This is a genomic window from Klebsiella aerogenes KCTC 2190 (genome assembly GCF_000215745.1).
Classification (GTDB): domain Bacteria; phylum Pseudomonadota; class Gammaproteobacteria; order Enterobacterales; family Enterobacteriaceae; genus Klebsiella; species Klebsiella aerogenes.
In genome coordinates this window covers 3,719,441-3,737,105 of sequence record NC_015663.1, presented here as the reverse complement: position 1 = coordinate 3,737,105, position 17,665 = coordinate 3,719,441, and the positions used below count along the sequence as shown (strand labels likewise).

Annotated in this window: 13 protein-coding genes and 3 pseudogenes; 3 read left to right on the top strand and 13 right to left on the bottom strand. The window is 59.3% G+C overall.

What is annotated here, in order from left to right; genetic code table 11:
* Positions 1 to 48: 48 nt before the first annotated feature.
* The 6 genes and pseudogenes from EAE_RS17605 to EAE_RS17580 form a co-directional block, all read right to left on the bottom strand.
* Positions 49 to 816 carry a basic amino acid ABC transporter substrate-binding protein gene (locus EAE_RS17605; protein WP_015705157.1) on the bottom strand — a complete coding sequence of 256 codons (768 nt, stop codon included), beginning with the start codon at positions 814 to 816 and terminating at the stop codon, positions 49 to 51.
* A gap of 95 nt (positions 817 to 911) precedes the next feature.
* A pseudogene (locus EAE_RS17600) lies at positions 912 to 1,863 on the bottom strand (MurR/RpiR family transcriptional regulator).
* Positions 1,808 to 2,760: pseudogene (locus EAE_RS17595) on the bottom strand (iron-siderophore ABC transporter substrate-binding protein). Before EAE_RS17595 ends, EAE_RS17600 begins: the two co-directional pseudogenes overlap by 56 nt.
* Positions 2,761 to 2,771: 11 nt before the next feature.
* Positions 2,772 to 3,824: a FecCD family ABC transporter permease gene (locus EAE_RS17590; RefSeq protein WP_015705154.1), complete on the bottom strand. Its 1,053-nt coding sequence runs from the start codon at positions 3,822 to 3,824 to the stop codon at positions 2,772 to 2,774.
* Entirely contained in the window at positions 3,821 to 4,846 is a 1,026-nt protein-coding gene (locus tag EAE_RS17585; protein ID WP_015705153.1) for a FecCD family ABC transporter permease, read from the bottom strand. The genes EAE_RS17590 and EAE_RS17585 overlap by 4 nt, the downstream gene beginning before the upstream one ends.
* The gene (locus EAE_RS17580; RefSeq protein WP_015705152.1) at positions 4,843 to 5,664 is read right to left on the bottom strand and encodes an ABC transporter ATP-binding protein; all 822 of its coding nucleotides are present in this window, start codon (positions 5,662 to 5,664) and stop codon (positions 4,843 to 4,845) included. Before EAE_RS17580 ends, EAE_RS17585 begins: the two co-directional genes overlap by 4 nt.
* Positions 5,665 to 6,169: 505 nt before the next feature.
* Between EAE_RS17580 and EAE_RS17575 the strand changes: the two genes are divergently transcribed.
* Entirely contained in the window at positions 6,170 to 8,242 is a 2,073-nt protein-coding gene (locus EAE_RS17575) for a TonB-dependent siderophore receptor (RefSeq protein WP_015705151.1), read from the top strand.
* 96 nt (positions 8,243 to 8,338) lie between these two features.
* Here the strand turns inward: EAE_RS17575 and EAE_RS17570 are convergent, their stop codons facing one another.
* The 7 genes and pseudogenes from EAE_RS17570 to EAE_RS17540 all read right to left on the bottom strand — a co-directional run bounded on the left by EAE_RS17570 (position 8,339) and on the right by EAE_RS17540 (position 15,370).
* A complete protein-coding gene (locus EAE_RS17570; protein ID WP_015705150.1) occupies positions 8,339 to 9,115 on the bottom strand; it encodes an ABC transporter ATP-binding protein in 777 nt (258 codons plus the stop codon).
* On the bottom strand, positions 9,109 to 10,104 hold the full coding sequence (locus EAE_RS17565; protein WP_015705149.1) for an ABC transporter permease: 996 nt from the start codon (positions 10,102 to 10,104) through the stop codon (positions 9,109 to 9,111). Before EAE_RS17565 ends, EAE_RS17570 begins: the two co-directional genes overlap by 7 nt.
* Positions 10,085 to 11,122, bottom strand: coding sequence for an ABC transporter substrate-binding protein (locus EAE_RS17560; RefSeq protein WP_015705148.1), 1,038 nt, complete (start codon positions 11,120 to 11,122; stop codon positions 10,085 to 10,087). The genes EAE_RS17565 and EAE_RS17560 overlap by 20 nt, the downstream gene beginning before the upstream one ends.
* Positions 11,119 to 12,093, bottom strand: coding sequence for an ABC transporter substrate-binding protein (locus tag EAE_RS17555; protein ID WP_015705147.1), 975 nt, complete (start codon positions 12,091 to 12,093; stop codon positions 11,119 to 11,121). The genes EAE_RS17560 and EAE_RS17555 overlap by 4 nt, the downstream gene beginning before the upstream one ends.
* Positions 12,094 to 12,098: 5 nt before the next feature.
* Positions 12,099 to 13,193, bottom strand: a complete 1,095-nt coding sequence (locus tag EAE_RS17550) for an acyl-CoA dehydrogenase family protein (RefSeq protein ID WP_045367034.1) — start codon at positions 13,191 to 13,193, stop codon at positions 12,099 to 12,101.
* Positions 13,194 to 13,239: 46 nt separating this feature from the next.
* Positions 13,240 to 14,332 (bottom strand): annotated as a pseudogene (locus EAE_RS17545) (LLM class flavin-dependent oxidoreductase); the annotation flags it as partial.
* Between the two features lie 144 nt (positions 14,333 to 14,476).
* Positions 14,477 to 15,370, bottom strand: coding sequence for a LysR family transcriptional regulator (locus EAE_RS17540; RefSeq protein WP_015705144.1), 894 nt, complete (start codon positions 15,368 to 15,370; stop codon positions 14,477 to 14,479).
* 107 nt (positions 15,371 to 15,477) lie between these two features.
* Between EAE_RS17540 and EAE_RS17535 the strand changes: the two genes are divergently transcribed.
* Together EAE_RS17535 and EAE_RS17530 are read left to right on the top strand one after the other, a co-directional pair.
* On the top strand, positions 15,478 to 16,083 hold the full coding sequence (locus EAE_RS17535; protein ID WP_015705143.1) for a cysteine dioxygenase family protein: 606 nt from the start codon (positions 15,478 to 15,480) through the stop codon (positions 16,081 to 16,083).
* Positions 16,076 to 17,656, top strand: coding sequence for a rhodanese homology domain-containing protein (locus EAE_RS17530; protein WP_015705142.1), 1,581 nt, complete (start codon positions 16,076 to 16,078; stop codon positions 17,654 to 17,656). The genes EAE_RS17535 and EAE_RS17530 overlap by 8 nt, the downstream gene beginning before the upstream one ends.
* The last annotated feature ends 9 nt before the right edge of the window (positions 17,657 to 17,665 follow it).

Here is a 17,665-nt window from a genome sequence, read left to right as displayed (position 1 = left end):
AAATACGGCCATCGCCTGAGCGACAGCCGCGGTCACTGAAAATTCGTGTTATTGCGCAGGCAGCGTCGGTACGTTGTCATCGAACCAGGTTTTATAGATTTTGGCGTAGGTGCCGTCGGCAACGATTTTCTGCAAACCGGCGTTGATTTTGCCCAGCAGTTCACTGTTACCTTTAGCGACGGCGATGCCGAAATACTGGCGCTCAAATTTAGCGTCAGGCACCAGCTTGAACTGCTTTTCCGGGTGCTGCTTGATGTAGTATTTAACCACCCCAACGTCGCCTACCGCGGCGCTGACGCCGTCTTCAAACAGCTCCTGCAGCATGAGTGGCGTATTGTCGAAGCGCTTAATGGAGGTGCTGTTTTTACCCAGTTCCTGCGAAACCACAATATCGCCAGTGCTGGAGTTCACCACGCCGACTTTTTCGTTTTTTAACGCCGCCAGCGAGTTCACTTTTGAACCTTGCGGCACCACAATCGACTGCTCGGCCGGGAAGTACGGCGCGGAGAAATCCACCATCTGTTTGCGTTTATCGGTGATGGTAATACCCGAGATGATAATGTCGCGATCGCCGGTACCCAGAGTGGCGAAAATGCCCTCCCAGGGGGTGTTGACCAATTTGACGTCAAAACCTTCGGCCCTGGCGATCGCTTTAATGATATCGATATCAAAGCCTTCCAGCTGCTTTTGGCTATTTTCGAATTCAAAGGGACGATAGGTGCCGCCGGAGCCGACGCTATAGGTTTCCGCAGCCGCCTGTCCGGCTGCCGCCAGCGCGGCCATCATGAAACACGCTTTGAGCAAATTCTTGACCATGAGATATCCTTTTTATGCATTTATTTTGCATAAAAATACACATACTTAGCATAGCATGCAACCGGAAAGCATCGGGATAGCGAATTATCTTTTGTTCAACCGCGTTGACCACCTGATTTGCCAATGGCTCGATGCAATTCATTGATTCGCTTCATTGATTTGACCGTCTTTTGCGGCGTAGTCGAGGCAACGGACAGCACGATCATCTCAAGGCAAATCAGCACCGTACCGTGCAGCGGCACTCGCCCGTTATCGCCGCCGCGCGGAACATCAATCACCACCTGTGCCAGTTGGCTGAAGCGCGAATCCAGCGCCTGGGTGAGTAATATCGTCGGGATCCCCAGCCGCTGCGCCTCGCGCAACGTGGTCATGCCCTCCCGGTGCGGTGATTTTTGCCCCATCATAATCAGCACGTCGCCGCGCTGCAGGCTAATCAACTGCTCAGCAAGACTGAAGCCGGTACGGTTGAGGGTACAGGCAGGTAAGCCAATACGATTAAACAGACGCGCGGTGTACTCGGCGAGGATCCCCGACGCCCCGATGCCAAATATCGCCACCTGACGCGCATCGCCCAGCAGCGCCACCGCCTGGGCTACCGCCGCGCGATTATCCGCACGCGATAGCACCTCACAGGCGCGCTGATGCCCATCGAGCACAAAATCGATGCTGGAATTGACATCACAGGAGAGTGCCCCCACCGTCGAGCGCATCTTTTCCGACGAGGTCGCTGACGGCCCGAACCAGCGCGCCATGGTCTCTTTTAACTCGCGTAGCCCGGCAAAACCCAATGCCTGAATTGCCCTCACCACGGTGGCATCGGAGGTGTGAGTAGCGGTGGCGATCTCCATCGCCGTGCGTTCCAGTACCACCTCGCGATTATCATTAATGTAGTTTGCCACTTCGCGTAAACGGGGCGAAAGCTGATGCGCGCGGGCGCGAAAACGCTCGCCAAACAGATCGACTCTGCCCTTCTCTTTTTTCACTCCCGCTTTCATTTCGCCCCCGCCGGAATCGGCCGCCCGACGATGTGCGACTGCACCTGAGCAACCATCAGCGTCAATGCGGCGTACGAATTAGAAATAACCTCTTCGCGCGGCAACAAAATATAGCGGCCGGTGCGGCAGGCGCGCATAAAGTCACACCAGCCGGGCATTACCGCCTCCATGGCCTTTAGCTCATCCTGCGGCTTACCGCCGGTGTCCGAACGCCAGGTCGCGAAGACAAAATCGGCATCCAGTTCCGGTAGCTGCTCGGCGCTGACGTCGATCCGCTGGCCATCGGGGATCTTGTCGATCAACGGCGGGAAACGGAACCCGGCGTCACGCAAAACTCGCCCCAGCGCGTGATAGGAGTGGTGTACCGTCACCTTGCCGTTATTCGCCTGAATCACCGACACGCGATACTGCTGCGGATCGACCGTGGCCTTTAGCTGTTTAATTTGTTCCTGATAACGACGTTCAAGCACCGCCAGCCGCGCCTGGCTGCCGGTGAGCTGCGCCAGTTTGCGGTAAATCCGCGGCGCGCTGCCTTGCAGGTGATCGATACTGACCGTCGGCGCGATTTTCGCCAGTTGCTCCACCGAGACATGGCGGCTGGGCTCGGTAATAATCAGATCCGGCTTCGCCGCGGCCACGGCTTCAAGGTCAATATCGGCGGTGCCAATAAAGCGGATCTCGCTATTGTCGAAATCGACGCCGGTCAGTTGGGCGCTGGAACGTAGGTAGTGGCTGCCGTCCGGGCGCGTGCGGCCATGGCTGGCCACCGGCGGTACCCCAAGCTCAATTAGCGGGATGGTAATATCGAGATCGTGCATCGAAACGATACGCTGCGGATGCAGCGGTACGGTCACCGTACGACCTAAATCGTCGGTGAAGGTTTGCGAATCGACAGCCGCGGCAGCGCCCGCGCACAGCACCAGCAGAGAAACGAACCAACGCATAACAATCCTTTTTGATTTACAGGGCGTCACGGCGACGCCAAAGCAGAACAATAAAAAATGGGCACCCCACCAGAGCAATAACAATCCCCGCCGGGATCTGCAGCGGCGCAAACGCCAGCCGCCCCAGCGTATCGGTTGCCAGCACCAGCAACGCGCCAATCAGCGCGCTGCCGCAGAGTAGCGCCACCTGACCGCCGCGCAGGACGAAGCGCGCCATATGCGGCGCCATCAGACCGACAAAACCCAGACTGCCAACGCAGGAAACGCTGGCAGAGGTCAGCAGCACGGGGGCGAAGAAACGCAGTAGCGTGAGCTGGGGCAAACGCACGCCAAGACCGATGGCAGTACGATCGCCCAGCAGCGCCACATCCGCCGCGCGGGCGGTGCAGAACAGAATCAATGCGCCAGGCAGCGCCCAGCAAAACGCCACCGCCAGCAGCGGCCAGGTCGCCGCGTGCAGGCTGCCGGAGAGCCAGATCATCGCCGTCTGTACATCGCGTACGTCAGCGGTGGTCATAAAAATGCCAACCGCCGCCGCCAGCGTCCATGACACGCCGATGCCAATCAGAATAAAGCGCGGACGTGAACAATCGCGCGCCAGCGCCAGCACCAACAGCGCCACCAGCACGCCGCCGAGCATTCCTGCCAGCGGCCGCCACGCCAGCCCTATGGCCGGGAAAAACAGAATTAGCGCCAGTACCACAATGCAGGCTCCCTCTTTGACGCCAATAAGGCCGGGGTCCGCCAGGCCGTTACGGGTAATGCTCTGCATCGCCGCCCCCGCCAGGCCAAGCATGGCGCCGCACAGCAGCGCCATCAAAATTCGCGGCAGGCGAATGTCAAACAGGATAAAGCGTTGCTGCTCGCCAATCTGCTCCGGCGCCAGCAGCGCACGCGCCCATGTCGAAGACGGCAGCGGGAAGCTGCCGCGGCTGAGGCTGTAGAGCCCCAGCGTCAGCAAAATGAACAGGATGAAGGCGGCAATTTTTAATGCCGCCGGACGTAACAATAGGCGGGTTGAACCCATCGCCAGAGGCCGAAATCCGGCGCGATGAACGGCGCGTTTCATTTAAAAAACCTCGCGGCAATAAAGATAAAGAGCGGCGCGCCCACCAGCGCGGTCATCGCGCCGGTCGCCAGTTCCTGCGGGGCGACGATCGTGCGGGCGGCGATATCCGCCAGCACCAGCACCAGCGCCCCTACCGGCGCCGCCAGCGGTAACGCCAGACGAATATCTTGCGTTATCAGACGGCGCACCACATGTGGCACCACCAGCCCGACGAACCCTATTGGTCCGGCGACCGCCACCGCCGCGCCGCACAGCAACGCAATAGCGGCCAGCCCCAGCAGCCGGGTCTGCACCAGATTCACCCCCAGCCCCAGCGCCACTTTATCGCCCAGCGCCAGCACGTTCAGACGTGGCGCGAGGAGCAGCGCCAGTCCCATGCCAGACAGCGCCGGCACCAGCGCCGCCTGTAGGGTAGCCCAGTTCAACCCGGCCAGATCGCCAGCAAGCCAGGTGCGCATCGCCAGCAGCGTTTGTTCGTCAAGTATTAATATCGCCGCCGTCACCGCCGAGGCAAACGCCGAGATCGCCACGCCGCATAGCGTAATGCGCAGCGGCGTCGCCCCGCCGCGCCCGGCAGAGGCCAGCGCCATTACCCCGCCGAACAGTAGCGCCGCGCCACAGGCGGCGGTTAGCGGGCGAGCTGCCGGAAAATCGCCGACAGAGAGGCCCAGCGCCGAGGTCGCGACCACCGCCAACGAGGCCCCGGCGTTGAGCCCAAGGATATGCGGCTCGCCAAGCGGGTTGCGGATCACCGTCTGCAGCAGCACCCCGGCAACGCCAAGCGCCGCGCCGGTCAACAGCGCCGCTGCCAGCCGAACCAGACGTAAATCAACAATAATACGGTGATCGAAGTTCCACGGGTCGTACTCGATCAGCGCCTGCAGGACCGTCTGCGGCGCGATCCAGCGGGCGCCTAAACCAAGATGAATCAGCGAACCGGCGATTAGCATCAGGGTTAATAGCAGCATGGCCAACCGCGGACGAGTACGACGCCGCGTGGCGTACAGCACGGCGGCGCTCATCGGGCAACGGCCTGGGGTGCGCGAAACGGCATAAAGAAAGGTTTGCCGGTTTGCGGATTGATTGACATCTGCACATCAACATCAAAGACGTTTTTAATCAGTTCGGGGCTGCAGATTTCCTGTTCTGAAATGGTCCCGGCTATCCGCCCCTTTTTGAGAAATACCAGCAGGTCGGCATAGTTCACCGCAAAGTTCAGGTCGTGAAGCACCGTCACTACCGTGCGGCCATGTTCGCGGGTCAGGCTTTGCAGAAGTTCAAGAATTTCGACCTGATAGCGCAGGTCGAGCCAGGTGGTCGGCTCATCCAGTAATATGGTTGTCGTCTGCTGGGCCAGCGCCATCGCTATCCAGCAGCGCTGACGTTGGCCGCCGGAAAGGCTATCGACCGCCAGATGGGCGAATTCGGCGGTGCCGGTTAATAGCAGCGCCTCTTCCACCGCCTGTTCATCGGCTGCAGACCACTGGCGCATCAGCCCCTGCCACGGGTAGCGCCCGCGCGATACCAGTTCAAACACCGTGAGCCCTTCCGGCGTCAGCGGCGATTGCGGCAGGATCCCCAACTGGCGGGAAACCGTTTTGGTCGGCATGTCGTGGATGGCCTTTCCGTCCAGACGGACGCAGCCGCCGAGCGGTTTTAGCATCCGGGCGATGGTCGATAACAGCGTTGATTTGCCTGAGCCGTTAGCCCCGGCAAGCACCGTCATTTTACCGCTGGGGATCGTCAGGTTAATGTCATCGACGATAAGCGTCTGGCCATATCCGGCCGACAGGGATTCCAGGACGATCCCCTTTTCTGCAGGGTTTACCCGCTGTGGCATAACTCGCTCCTGCGCCGCAGCGTTCCGGCATCAGCCCTCGACGTTCTGCAGTCAAATCAAAATAAATCTCATTCTCTTTTGATCATGAAGGGGATGAATGTAGTAGTCAATACTGTGCTTCATGTTGCTTCCTTCACGTTGACCATCTCGTGAAGAGACAAAATGAATTTTATGAATAGTGTTTATAATCAATAAAATAATAGCATCTTACCGCCTACTACAGGCTGCGAAATCGCGCTTTTCTTCTGCGATGATTTTTTATCTTACATAACATTTACTACTACATTTCTTCGTGTTTGAATGATTCTCAATTACATATCTGAAGGCGCGTTCAGACGCTTAACAGATAGGTTTTATTTTCAGGGCAATGATTTTATTGGCTTTATCTGACCGCAAAGGCAGATTCGTTCACGAGAAACAGATAATGACTCAACCCCATGTCGCCTGCAGGACATTGCAAGGGCGCGCGCTTTTTTCGCTTCTTTTTTTAGCCTCACCGGGATTAATGGCCGCAGAAAATAACGCGGCAAAGAATACAAAGGATGTTGAGGACACTATTACCGTGGTGGCTGACGGCCGCCAGCAGAACGCCACCAGCGGTTATCAGCCGCTGAGTTCGTCCACGGCGACATTGACCTCAATGCCGCTGCTGGATATTCCGCAGGTGGTGAATACCGTCAGCGACCGGGTGCTGGAAGATCAGCACGCTACCTCGCTGGATGAAGCATTGTATAACGTCGCCAACGTAGTGCAGACCAATACCCTCGGCGGTACCCAGGATGCCTTTACCCGCCGCGGCTTCGGCGCCAATCGCGACGGTTCTATCATGACCAACGGCCTGCGTACCGTTTTGCCGCGCAGCTTTAACGCCGCTACCGAGCGGGTTGAAGTCCTGAAAGGCCCGGCCTCGACGCTGTACGGTATTCTCGACCCCGGCGGGCTGATTAACGTGGTCACCAAACGCCCCGAGCGTCAGTTCTCTGGTTCGGTTTCCGCCACCTCCAGCAGTTTTGGCGGCGGCACGGGTAGCTTCGACGTGACCGGACCGATAGAAGGAACTCGTCTGGCCTATCGACTGATCGGCGAATATCAAAATGAAGATTACTGGCGTAATTTCGGCAAGAACAAAAGCAGCTTTATCGCCCCTTCCCTGAGCTGGTTTGGCGATAGCGCGACCATTACCGCTTCGTATTCACATCGCGATTACAGCGCCCCCTTTGACCGCGGCACCATTTTCGACCTCGATACCGGCCACGCGGTCAACGTCGATCGTAAAACCCGTTTCGATGAAGCCTTTAATATCACCGATGGTTATTCCGATATTGCCCAACTGAATGCCGAGTACCGTCTTAACAGCGCCTGGACCGCGCGCTTTGATTACAGTTACAGCCAGGATCACTACAACGATAACCAGGCCAGGGTAATGGCCTATGATTCTGCGACCGGCAACCTGACCCGCCGGGTCGACGGCACGCACGGCTCGACGCAAAAGATGCATTCCACCCGCGCCGATCTACAAGGCAATGTGGTCATCGGCGGCTTTTATAATGAACTGCTGACCGGCGTCGCCTATGAGAATTACGATCTGCTGCGTACCGATATGCTGCGTTGTAAGAACGTGAAAGGCTTTAATATTTATCATCCGGTTTACGGCACTCTTGATACCTGTAATACCGTTTCCACTGCCGATAGCGATCAGCGCATCAAGCAGGAGAGCTATGCGACCTATCTCCAGGACGCCCTGTATCTGACCGACAACTGGATTGCCGTGGCCGGCGTACGCTACCAGTATTACACCCAGTACGCCGGTAAAGGCCGTCCGTTTAACGTCAATACCGATAGCCGCGATGAGAAATGGACGCCGAAGGCTGGGCTGGTTTACAAGGTAACGCCAAACGTGTCGCTGTTTGCTAACGTCGCCCAGTCGTTTATGCCGCAGTCGTCGATTGCCAGCTATATCGGCGAACTGCCGCCGGAAGAGTCCACCTCTTACGAAGTCGGCGCAAAATTCGACCTTTTAGAGGGTATTACCGCCAATATCGCGTTATTTGATATTCATAAACGTAACGTGCTGTATACCGAAAGTATTGGCGACGAGACGGTGTCGAAGACCGCGGGTAAGGTTCGCTCGCGCGGTGTGGAGGTGGATCTGGCGGGCTCGCTCACCGATAACCTCAGCGTCATCGCCAGCTACGGCTATACCGATGCCAAAGTGCTGGAAGATCCCGATTATGCCGGTAAACCGCTACCGAACGTGCCAAAACATACCGGTTCGCTGTTCCTGACCTATGACATTCATAACGTCTATAACAGCAACACCCTGACCCTTGGCGGCGGCGGCCACGCGGTCAGCAAACGGTCCGGCACCAACGGCGCGGATTATTATCTGCAGGGCTATGCGGTGGCCGACGTCTTCGCGGCCTATAAAATGAAGCTGCAGTATCCGGTAACGCTACAGATGAATGTGAAGAACCTGTTCGATAAGACCTATTACACCTCGTCAATCGGCACCAATAATCTCGGCAACCAGATTGGCGACTCGCGTGAAGTGCAGTTTACGGTGAAAATGGATTTTTAAGCCTTGCCCTGCCCCGGATAGCGGCGCGCTGCGCCTTATCCGGGCTACTTCTCCCCAGCCCCTGCTGCGGGAAAAATACCGGATAACGCACCTGGCTTACCAATCCTCTTCCTGGCCGAGGATACGCAAAATATCCTGCCGATGCTGCAATAACAGTGGATTGTCGCGATGGCGGGGAAACGCCAGAGGAAGCGTAAATTCAGCGATAATGCGCCCCGGCCGCGGCGACATCACCAGTACTCTCTCGCAAAGCAGCAACGCTTCTTCAATATCGTGAGTGACCAGCAGGCTGGTATAACCCTGCTGCTGCCACAGCGCAATCAGCTCGCGCTGCATGCTGATGCGGGTAAGCGAATCCAGCTTACCCAGCGGCTCATCAAGCAGCAGTAGACGCGGTTCATTCAGCAACGCGCGCGCCAGCGCCGCACGCTGCGCCATCCCGCCGGAAAGCTGCCGCGGCCACGCCTCGCTGAACGCCTGCAGCCCGATGCGCGAAATCAGCGCGTCGGCCTTCGGCTCCAGCCCCTTTTTCCCCTGCGCCTGCGGCCCCAGCAGCACGTTCTGCCGCACCGTCAGCCACGGATAAAGCGTCGGGTCCTGGAAAACCAGGATCCGTTCCGGCCCCGGCCCGCCCATCGCCGCATCGTCAATCTCAATATGCCCGCTTTGCTGTGGCTCCAGCCCCGCCAGCAGGCGCAGCAGCGTCGATTTACCGCAGCCTGAGGGGCCAAGCAGGGCGACACTCTCCCCTGGCCGCAGCTGCAGGCTGATATTGTCCAGCACCGGCACCGTCTGTTTGCCCAATGTAAAAGCATGATGAAGATGACGTACCGCCACCGCCGCACCGGTCGAAATTGTCTCGGCACTTACCATTGCATCCCTCCGCGCTGCCAGCTCAACAGCCGATCGCGAATCATAAATAGCCCGCTAATCAGGCCGGAACATAACAACGCCATCACGAATAGCGCCGCGTACATATTCGGATAGGCCGCCCAGCCCTGCGCCCATTGCAGATAAAAACCGATCCCGGATTTGACGCCGACCATTTCGGCGACAATCAGCACCGAAAACGACGCGCCAAGCCCCATAAACAAGCCGACAAACACGTTCGGCAGCGCGGCGGGGATCGCCACGCGCAGGATCAGAAATCGCTGGCTGGCTCCCAGCGTTCGCGCCACGTCATACCACGCTTTATCGATACCGATGACCCCGGACCAGGTCAATACCGTGACCGGGAACCAGGTGCTGAGCGCGATCAAAAACACGCTAGCGCCGAAGCTTGAAGGAAAGATAAACAGGCATAGCGGCAGCAGCGCGGTGGAAGGCACCGGCCCCAGCAGGCGTAAAACCGGATGTACCCAATAACTAATACGCTGAGACCAGCCAATCGCCAGCCCGCTGATAAACCCGCAGCTGGTGCCAAGCAGAACCCCGAGCCCGAGTAGCCCCAGCGAATGCAGCAGGCTATCAAGCAGCCGCGGCCAGTCATCGTGCAGCACTTCAACCAGCGCCTGCGGCGGAGCGAAAAACGGCACCGGCAAAAACGCCGTTTTGGCCGTCAGCCCTTCCCATAGCGCGAAGAGCACCGGCAGCAGCGCCAGCCATTTTCCGGCACGCTGCAAACGCGCGCCCCGCTGGCGCCAGTAACGGTAACTCAGCGTCAGTAACAGCAGTCCGCCGCCGAGAGTGAACTGCGCCAGCGCCCACTCCTCGCTAAAGGGCCAACGCCGCCCGGCATCGGGCCAGGCCTGCGTGAACAGGCCGCCCAGCAGCCATAGCGCGGCGGCAAGCCCGCCCTCCGTCCAGAGCAGAGCGCCGAGCCCCGGTCGGGCGAGCGCGCGATCAGGCGAAAACGTTGACATAAATACTCTCCGCAAACTGATGAGGATCGGTTCCCGGTTTGATGACCTGTACCCGCTGAAGATCCACGGCATACTGCGTCAGCTCTTTAACAAAAGCCTCGCCCACCGCATGATGGCCGTGCCCCTGGCCGTGAAGAATGCCGCTCACCTCCGCTTCGTTGGTATTTAGCGCATGGGCGAGAAAAGATTGCGCCACGCTTTCCGGATGCGCGGCGGCATAGCTGTGCGCTTCCAGAATCGCCTGGGTAAGCGCGGCGGCCGCCGGTTTATGATCGCGCGCAAGGGTGCCGCTGACGCCCAGCACGCAGCAGCTCAGATTGGCGTAATCGCCGGTCATATTGCTGGCGATTAGCTGATATTTCCCGGTTTCCAGCAGGCGATAGCTAAAGGGCTCGCTGCCGCTAATGGCGGCGATTTCGCGCTTATCCAACGCCACGCTGAGCAGGTCTGCCGGATAGACTTTCCACTGCACATCGCTTATCGGGTCGATGCCGTGGCGTTTCAGCAAGATGGCGAAGAAGTTTTTATCCGGCCCGGCCATATCGGTAACGCCAATGGTTTGCCCTTTCAGACTCTCCAGCGCGCCAAAAGGCGAGTTTTTGGCTGTCAGCAGATTCAGGCAACCGCCGTGCGTTCCGGCGGTAAGTTTGACGTCAAAGCCCTGCTCCAGCGCCTTCAGCCAGCGTAGCGCCATGCCTACCCCGGCGTCGGCCTTGCCGGTGGCAATCGCTTCCAGCAGGACATCCGTCGAGTTACCGAAGTTAACAAACTCCACGTCGAGATTATATTTACTGAAAATCTTCTGCTGCTCCGCGACGGCGACCGGCGCCAGGCACACCGCGCTTTTGTTAATCGCCAGCTTGATTTTGTAAGGCTGCGCCAGACGCAGCGCCGGATGTTCATCGCCGCTCGCCATCTCCGCCATATCGTGAGCCCATAGCGGCACAGACGTCCCGGCCAGCGCCAGGCCACCGGTAAACTGTAAGAAACGACGACGGGTAAAACGTGTGGTCATCATGGCGCCGCCTCCGCATGAACCGGCGTGACCGGCACGTTAAAGCCGTTATCGAATGTCGGCGTTACATCGAGCTTTGCGCGAATGAGGCCGTTAGCAAGATAAAAGTCCGCCGTCGACTGCTGCTGGGCGACCGTCGGCGCGTCCAGCCGCTGCCACTGCGACTGGCGGTTGGCAAACTGCGCGCGGGCGATCTCCGCCGGGAAGCGAATGATCTCCCCCAGCGTTTTGCCATAGCTATCGAGATTGGCATAAGCCCAACGCTCGGCGCCGGCCAGTCGGGTGAGATAATCCTGAAGCGCCGCGCGCTTTTGCGGATCCTTCAACGCATTATCGGTGGCGGCCAGGAAGGTATTACCCGGCAGCAGCCCTTTGCCGCTCACCAGAATCTGCCCTTCGGCGGTTTTCACCAACTGCGTGGTATAGGGCTCCCAGGTCGCCCAGGCATCCACCGAACCGTTAAGCAGCGCGACTTTCGCATCCACCGGGCCAAGGAATACCCACTGCACATCCTTCGGCGAAACACCCGCCTGCTCCAGCGCTTTCAGCGCCACAAAATGGCCAATCGATCCTTTACCGGTGGCAATGCGTTTACCTTTTAGATCCGACGCGCTTTTTAACGCGCTGCCGGGCGGCACCAGCACGGCGGTCCCCGCCGGGTTGCTCTTATCGACGGCAATCGCTTTTACCGGCGCGCCGTTCGCCAGCGCGAACAGCAGCGGCGCATCGCCGATAATCCCCACGTCAACCGCGCCGGCGTTGAGCGCTTCAGCCAGCGGCGCGGCGGCAGGAAACTCGGCCCATTTAATATCGTAAGCGAGGTTTTGCAAGGCGTTAGCAGCTTCCAGTTGCGACCGCATGCCGCCTTTTTGATCGGCAATTCGCAGGGTGATTCTTTCCTGAGCCGCAACATAGCCGCTCAGCGTCAATAGCATTAGCGCCCCGGCTATGCGGGTAAAATGAGGTATGCGCATCTGAATTATCCTTGTTGTTGAAAAGCGTGTTTACCCGCCGCCTGCCACGCGCTGTCGTTCTGCGGCGTATGTACCCGCCCGCACAGGACGTTGCGATAGTGGCGTTCCAGAGGATGTTGCCGGCTTAAACCATGATTGCCGGTGAGTTCAAGCGCCAGATTGACCGCCTGAATGGCGTTATCGGTGATAGTGACTTTCGCCAGATTGGCCTCAATAGCGGAAAAGCCCAGCTCCGCGGCATTCTCCAGCAGCGCGCGGTTAACCAGCAGCAGCCCCTCTATCTGCCCCACTTTTTCCTGTACCCGCGGCAGGCTGGAAAGCGCTTGTCCAAGATTGCCGGGGACCCGCGCACCCAGCCACGCGACAAGCCAGTCGCGCGCCGCGCGGGCCACGCTGTCGTAAATCGCCGCCAGTAGCGCCGTATGACGGTTGGCAAACAGATGAAATTGTTCGGCGTCCGGCGCGGGCGGCTCGTCGGTGGGCCAAACGTCTACCGCGTGCCCGGCGGACACCTGCACGTTTTTCAGCACCACCTCGTGACTGCCGGTGGCCCGCATGCCGAGGTGATCCCAGCTTTTCACTACGCTGATGCCCTCGCTGTCGGCAGGAACCAGCCAGCTACCGACCAGCGGCGGGTTGTCGTCGCTGCGCGCCCACAGCGCCAGCCAGCTCAATCCTTCGATACCGGTGGTATAAATTTTGTGGCCGTTAATCAGCCAGCCCCGGCTGTTACGGCTGGCTATCGTTTGCGGCAGGCCGCCGCGCGCCGGAGAGCCCAGATCCGGTTCGACGCGCAGGCTATTCATCAACCCGCCGTTTGTGAGCGCATCATCAAATACGCGCTGGCGTAGCGGCTCTGCCCAGTGCGTATTTTCCGCCAGCCGCAGATGATGCAGATACTGCATGCAGACAATCAGCGCGGTTGCCGGTTCGCCCCAGGCGATGGCGGCGATAGCCTGTTGCAGCTCGGCTAAACTGGCACCAGGTCCGCCGTACTGCTGCGGTACGGCAAGGCTTAAAAACCCGCGTCGACGCAGAACGTCAATATTGCGATGGGGAAAATCGCCGCTGGCATCAAGGCTGGCAGCCTCCTCCGCCATCAGTTGGCGGATCTCGGCAAGCTGCCGTGGCCAATCTGCGATTGGGCGATGACTCACGATGCACGCTCCGCCACGGCGCGCAGCGCGGCTTTTTCGCGGGTAATCGGCAGTAGCGCTTTGCCATACTCCTGCGCATCGTTCAGCGGATCGAATCCGCGGATCAGGAAGTTACGCACGCCGAGGTCGTAGTAGTCGAGCAGCGCATCGGCAACCTGCTCCGGCGTACCGACCAGCGCGGTAGAGTTGTGGCCGCCGCCCACCAGCTGCGCGATGCCGGTCCACAGGCGTTTATCCACCACCTTGCCCTGCGCCGCCGTAGCCCGCAGACGCTGCGCGCCAACGCTATCGGGCTTGGCTTTAAAGCCCCCGTCGTTCTGCGCCGCCCGCTCGGTGGCGACATGCAGAATATGCTCGGCCTTCTCCCAGGCTTCCGCTTCGCTATCGGCGATAATCGGCCGGAACGACACGCTGAAACCGATCTCGCGCTGATGTTTTGCCGCTTCGGCCCGTACCCGCTGGATAGTTTCCGCAGTCTGCGCCAGCGACTCCCCCCATAGCGCGAAGACGTTAGCGTGTTTACCGGCAACCGTAATTGCCGCCTCCGACGAGCCACCGAAATAGAGGGGAATATGCGGTTTCTGCAGCGGGCGAATCGCCGACCACGCCTGTTGCGCCTGATAAAAATCATTGTCGATGTCCACCGGCTGTTCGGCGGTCCAGACTTTGCGGATGGTATCGAGGAAGGCGTCGGTGCGCGCATAGCGCTGGTCGTGGTCGAGATAGTCGCCGTCACGGCGCTGCTCGGCATCATTGCCGCCGCTGATAATATGTACCGCCAGCCGGCCGCCAAGCAGATGTTCAAGAGTGGCAAATTTACGCGCGGCGAGAGTTGGCGAGACAAAACCGGGGCGGTGCGCCAGCAGGAAAGCTATCTTTTGTGTCGACAACCCCGCCAGCGCGGTCACCAAAAAGCCGTCGGGTTGATCGGACCAATGCCCCACCAGCAGACGGTCAAACCCCGCGGCTTCATGTGTTTGCGCGAAGCGCACAATATAATCACGGTCAAAAATCGGCCCTACCGGGGCGATGGTTTCTGACGACAGGCGGTGGCCGATCATGCCGAGAAACTGAATGCTCATACAGAACTCCTGGTAGCAAGGTAATGAATGGGCCGCGGCGGCGGCGCGTTTTCATTACCCTATACACAGGCCCTTAATGAGCGAAATGCATTTTTATCATAACTTAATATGCAGAATAAGCATTTAAAAATTTATAGATATCTTTCAATCAGATGCGTTAAGTTTCTGCACAATTTTTCCGGCAAAAAAAGTCAGCGGCTGGCTCAGATTAGCCAGATTCTGCGCGTTTACCAGCCACAGATGCACTTCCGGCTGAAAATCCGCGAGCGCAAGCGTGGCCACTTCATCGCGCCACGGGCTGGCGGCCAGCGCGGCGCGAGGCACCAGTCCAAGCCCCAGTCCCTGCGCCACCAGGCTGATTTGCAGCTGGGCGCCGGCGGTCTCGACGTTCAGCGCAAGCCGCAGCCCCTGCGATTGCAGTTCGCGGATTAGCCCGGCCCGCAGGCCGCAGCCGTCGGGATTCAGTACCCAGCCTCGCTGCGCACAGTCGCGCAGCGCCCCGGCGTGCAGTCGCCAGCTTTTCGCCGCGATGACCACAATATCCAGCGGACACAGCAGCCTTCCGCTGTAGCCGTCAGCAAAGCGCTGCTGTTGTGGTCCCATCGCCAACACGCCATCCAGTTCGACGCTCTCCAGCCTTTTTTGCAGCAGCCCGCTCCAGCCACAGGTCACCTGCGGCTCAAGGGCCGGGAACTGCTGGCGTAGCGCGCTCAGCGCCGGCTGGAGGGCGATTTCCGCCACGCTCTGCGGCACGCCGAGTCGCAGAACGCCCTGCGGTTCCGCCTCCGGGTCAAGCAGACCGTACAGCTTTTTGGTTTCCCGCTTAATGCTCAGGCACTGCTCATACACCCGATGTCCGGCGGCGGTGAGCGTCAGGGGCCGGGTCTGGCGCTCCAGCAGCGTCACATTGAGGGTTTGCTCCAGACGCTGAAGCCGACGGGTAATGGCCGATTGGGTAATGCCAAGGTATTCCGCCGCCTGATTCAGAGAGGAAAACTGCACGGTAGCCAGCAGAGCATCAATGTCATCGATACGCATACAATCCTTAATGTGATTTTTGCATATTAATATATGCGGAAATTGCATTTTAATTATATTAACGCCTTTGCTAGCGTAATGACCAGTCCCGACAACAGGAAACCACCATGACTGCACCGCGAGTGGAAAAATTACGCCAGTTTATTCAAGACCTTGATGCTCTGCATCGCCAGTTTACCGATGAGGCCACCCTGCTCGACGCCGTCGCCGAGCGCCTGGCTGCGCTGGTGCAAAAAGACGACTGGTTGCCGGAAGAGTACACCCTGCCGCATCCCCATCACTATCAGCAGTATTTGCTGCATGCCGATTCCGGCCAACGTTTTTCGATTGTCAGCTTCGTCTGGGGGCCGGGGCAATCGACGCCGATTCATGACCATCGGGTCTGGGGAGCCATCGGTATGTTGCGCGGCGCGGAGGAGAACCAGCGCTACCGACTCGACGAACGCGGTTTGCCGATCGCCACTGGCCCTGCTGAACGGCTTTCACCCGGCAAGGTGGAAAAAGTCTCATCCCGCGATGGCGATATTCATCGGGTGAGTAATGCGCTCGCGGACCACGTCTCAATCAGTATTCACGTCTACGGCGCTAACATCGGCAGCGTCCGGCGTGCTGTTTATACCGCGGATGGGATCGCCAAACCTTTCGTCTCCGGTTACTCCAACCGTCACTTGCCCAATATCTGGGATCTCTCAAAGGATAATGAATATGCCTGACTACAATTACCGCCAGCCAGCCGAGGTGCGCCAGGCGCTGATCGATGGCGCGGAAGTGGCGCTCATCGATGTTCGCGAAGAGGCCGCATTTGCCACTCACCATCCGCTGTTTGCCGCTAATTTGCCGCTCAGCAAGCTGGAGCTGGAGATTTTTCGCCGCGTGCCGCGCCTGACGACGCCGATTACCCTCTACGATAACGGCGAAGGTCTCGCGGAGCAGGCCCTTGAACGGCTGCAACGCTGGGGCTATCAGGATGTCGCGCTACTGGCTGGCGGCCTGACGGGCTGGAAGCGCAGTGGCGGCGAGCTCTTTCAGGACGTTAACTCACCGAGCAAAGCGTTCGGCGAGCTGGTAGAGAGCGAGCGCCAGACGCCCTCGTTGAGCGCCGAGGAAGTGAAGGCGCTGATCGAGGGTCCCCAGCCGGTCGTGGTGGTCGACGCGCGGCGTTTCGATGAGTATCAAACGATGAATATTCCCGGCAGCATCAGCGTGCCCGGCGGGGAGCTGGCGTTACGCATCGAAGGCCTACTGCCGTCGGCGCAAACGACAGTGATCGTTAACTGCGCCGGCCGTACCCGCAGCATTGTCGGTACCCAATCGCTGCGCAATGCCGGCTTAGCCAATCCGGTATACGCACTGCGCAACGGTACCATCGGCTGGACCTTAGCCGGACTGGAACTCGAGCACGGCCAACAGCGTCGCTACGACGCCGATTTCCGCGCCTCAGCGCAGCGCGTGGCTGCGGTGACGCAGTTGGCCGAGCGCGCTGGCGTGGCCTTCATTGATGCCCCGACTTTAGCCCGCTGGCAACAGCAGCCGAGCCGCACCACCTATCTGTTTGATGTTCGCAGCCCCGAGGAGTATGCCGCAGGCCATCTGCCGCACAGCGTGAATGCGCCCGGCGGCCAGCTGGTGCAGGAAACCGATCATTATGCCAGCGTACGCGGAGCACGGATTGTGCTGGTCTCCGATGATGAGATACGCGCGCCGATAGCAGCGTCCTGGTTAGCGCAGATGGGCTGGGAAGTGGCGGTTTTACGCGATGTCCGCGTGGAGCAATTGAGCGAACGCGGCGTTCCGCCCGCCAGCGTACCGCCGGCGCCGCAGGCTGAGGAGATAACCCCAGCGCAGTTAGCGGAACAATTGCGTGAACCCGGCACCGTGGTACTGGATTTCACCACCAGCGCGAACTATGTCGCGCGGCATATCCCCGGCGCCTGGTGGCTGGCGCGTTCACAGCTGCGTCAGGCGCTTGAACGCATTCCTTCCGCAAAACGTTACGTTGTCACCTGCGGCAGCAGCCTGCTGGCCCGCTATGCCGTACCTGAAGTCGCGGCATTGACCGGTAAGCCGGTACAACTGTTAAGCGGCGGGACGCTGGCGTGGATTGATGCCGGGCTGGCGCTGGAACAGGGCGAGACGCATCTGGCAACGCCGCGCGGCGATCGCTATCGACGGCCTTATGAAGGAACCGATAACTCCGCTGAGGCAATGCAGGCTTATCTCGACTGGGAGTATGGCCTGGTGGAACAGTTAGCGCGCGATGGTACCCACGGCTTTAAAGTGTTGTAAGTCACAAAC

Excerpts from the sequence above, each read along its gene's own strand:
- EAE_RS17605 (WP_015705157.1), bottom strand. The coding sequence starts at position 816 with ATGGTCAAGAATTTGCTCAAAGCGTGTTTCATGATGGCCGCGCTGGCG.
- EAE_RS17590 (WP_015705154.1), bottom strand. The coding sequence starts at position 3,824 with ATGAAACGCGCCGTTCATCGCGCCGGATTTCGGCCTCTGGCGATGGGT.
- EAE_RS17585 (WP_015705153.1), bottom strand. The coding sequence starts at position 4,846 with ATGAGCGCCGCCGTGCTGTACGCCACGCGGCGTCGTACTCGTCCGCGG.
- EAE_RS17580 (WP_015705152.1), bottom strand. The coding sequence starts at position 5,664 with ATGCCACAGCGGGTAAACCCTGCAGAAAAGGGGATCGTCCTGGAATCC.
- EAE_RS17575 (WP_015705151.1), top strand. The coding sequence starts at position 6,170 with ATGGCCGCAGAAAATAACGCGGCAAAGAATACAAAGGATGTTGAGGAC.
- EAE_RS17570 (WP_015705150.1), bottom strand. The coding sequence starts at position 9,115 with ATGGTAAGTGCCGAGACAATTTCGACCGGTGCGGCGGTGGCGGTACGT.
- EAE_RS17565 (WP_015705149.1), bottom strand. The coding sequence starts at position 10,104 with ATGTCAACGTTTTCGCCTGATCGCGCGCTCGCCCGACCGGGGCTCGGC.
- EAE_RS17560 (WP_015705148.1), bottom strand. The coding sequence starts at position 11,122 with ATGATGACCACACGTTTTACCCGTCGTCGTTTCTTACAGTTTACCGGT.
- EAE_RS17555 (WP_015705147.1), bottom strand. The coding sequence starts at position 12,093 with ATGCGCATACCTCATTTTACCCGCATAGCCGGGGCGCTAATGCTATTG.
- EAE_RS17550 (WP_045367034.1), bottom strand. The coding sequence starts at position 13,193 with ATGGCGGAGGAGGCTGCCAGCCTTGATGCCAGCGGCGATTTTCCCCAT.
- EAE_RS17540 (WP_015705144.1), bottom strand. The coding sequence starts at position 15,370 with ATGCGTATCGATGACATTGATGCTCTGCTGGCTACCGTGCAGTTTTCC.
- EAE_RS17535 (WP_015705143.1), top strand. The coding sequence starts at position 15,478 with ATGACTGCACCGCGAGTGGAAAAATTACGCCAGTTTATTCAAGACCTT.
- EAE_RS17530 (WP_015705142.1), top strand. The coding sequence starts at position 16,076 with ATGCCTGACTACAATTACCGCCAGCCAGCCGAGGTGCGCCAGGCGCTG.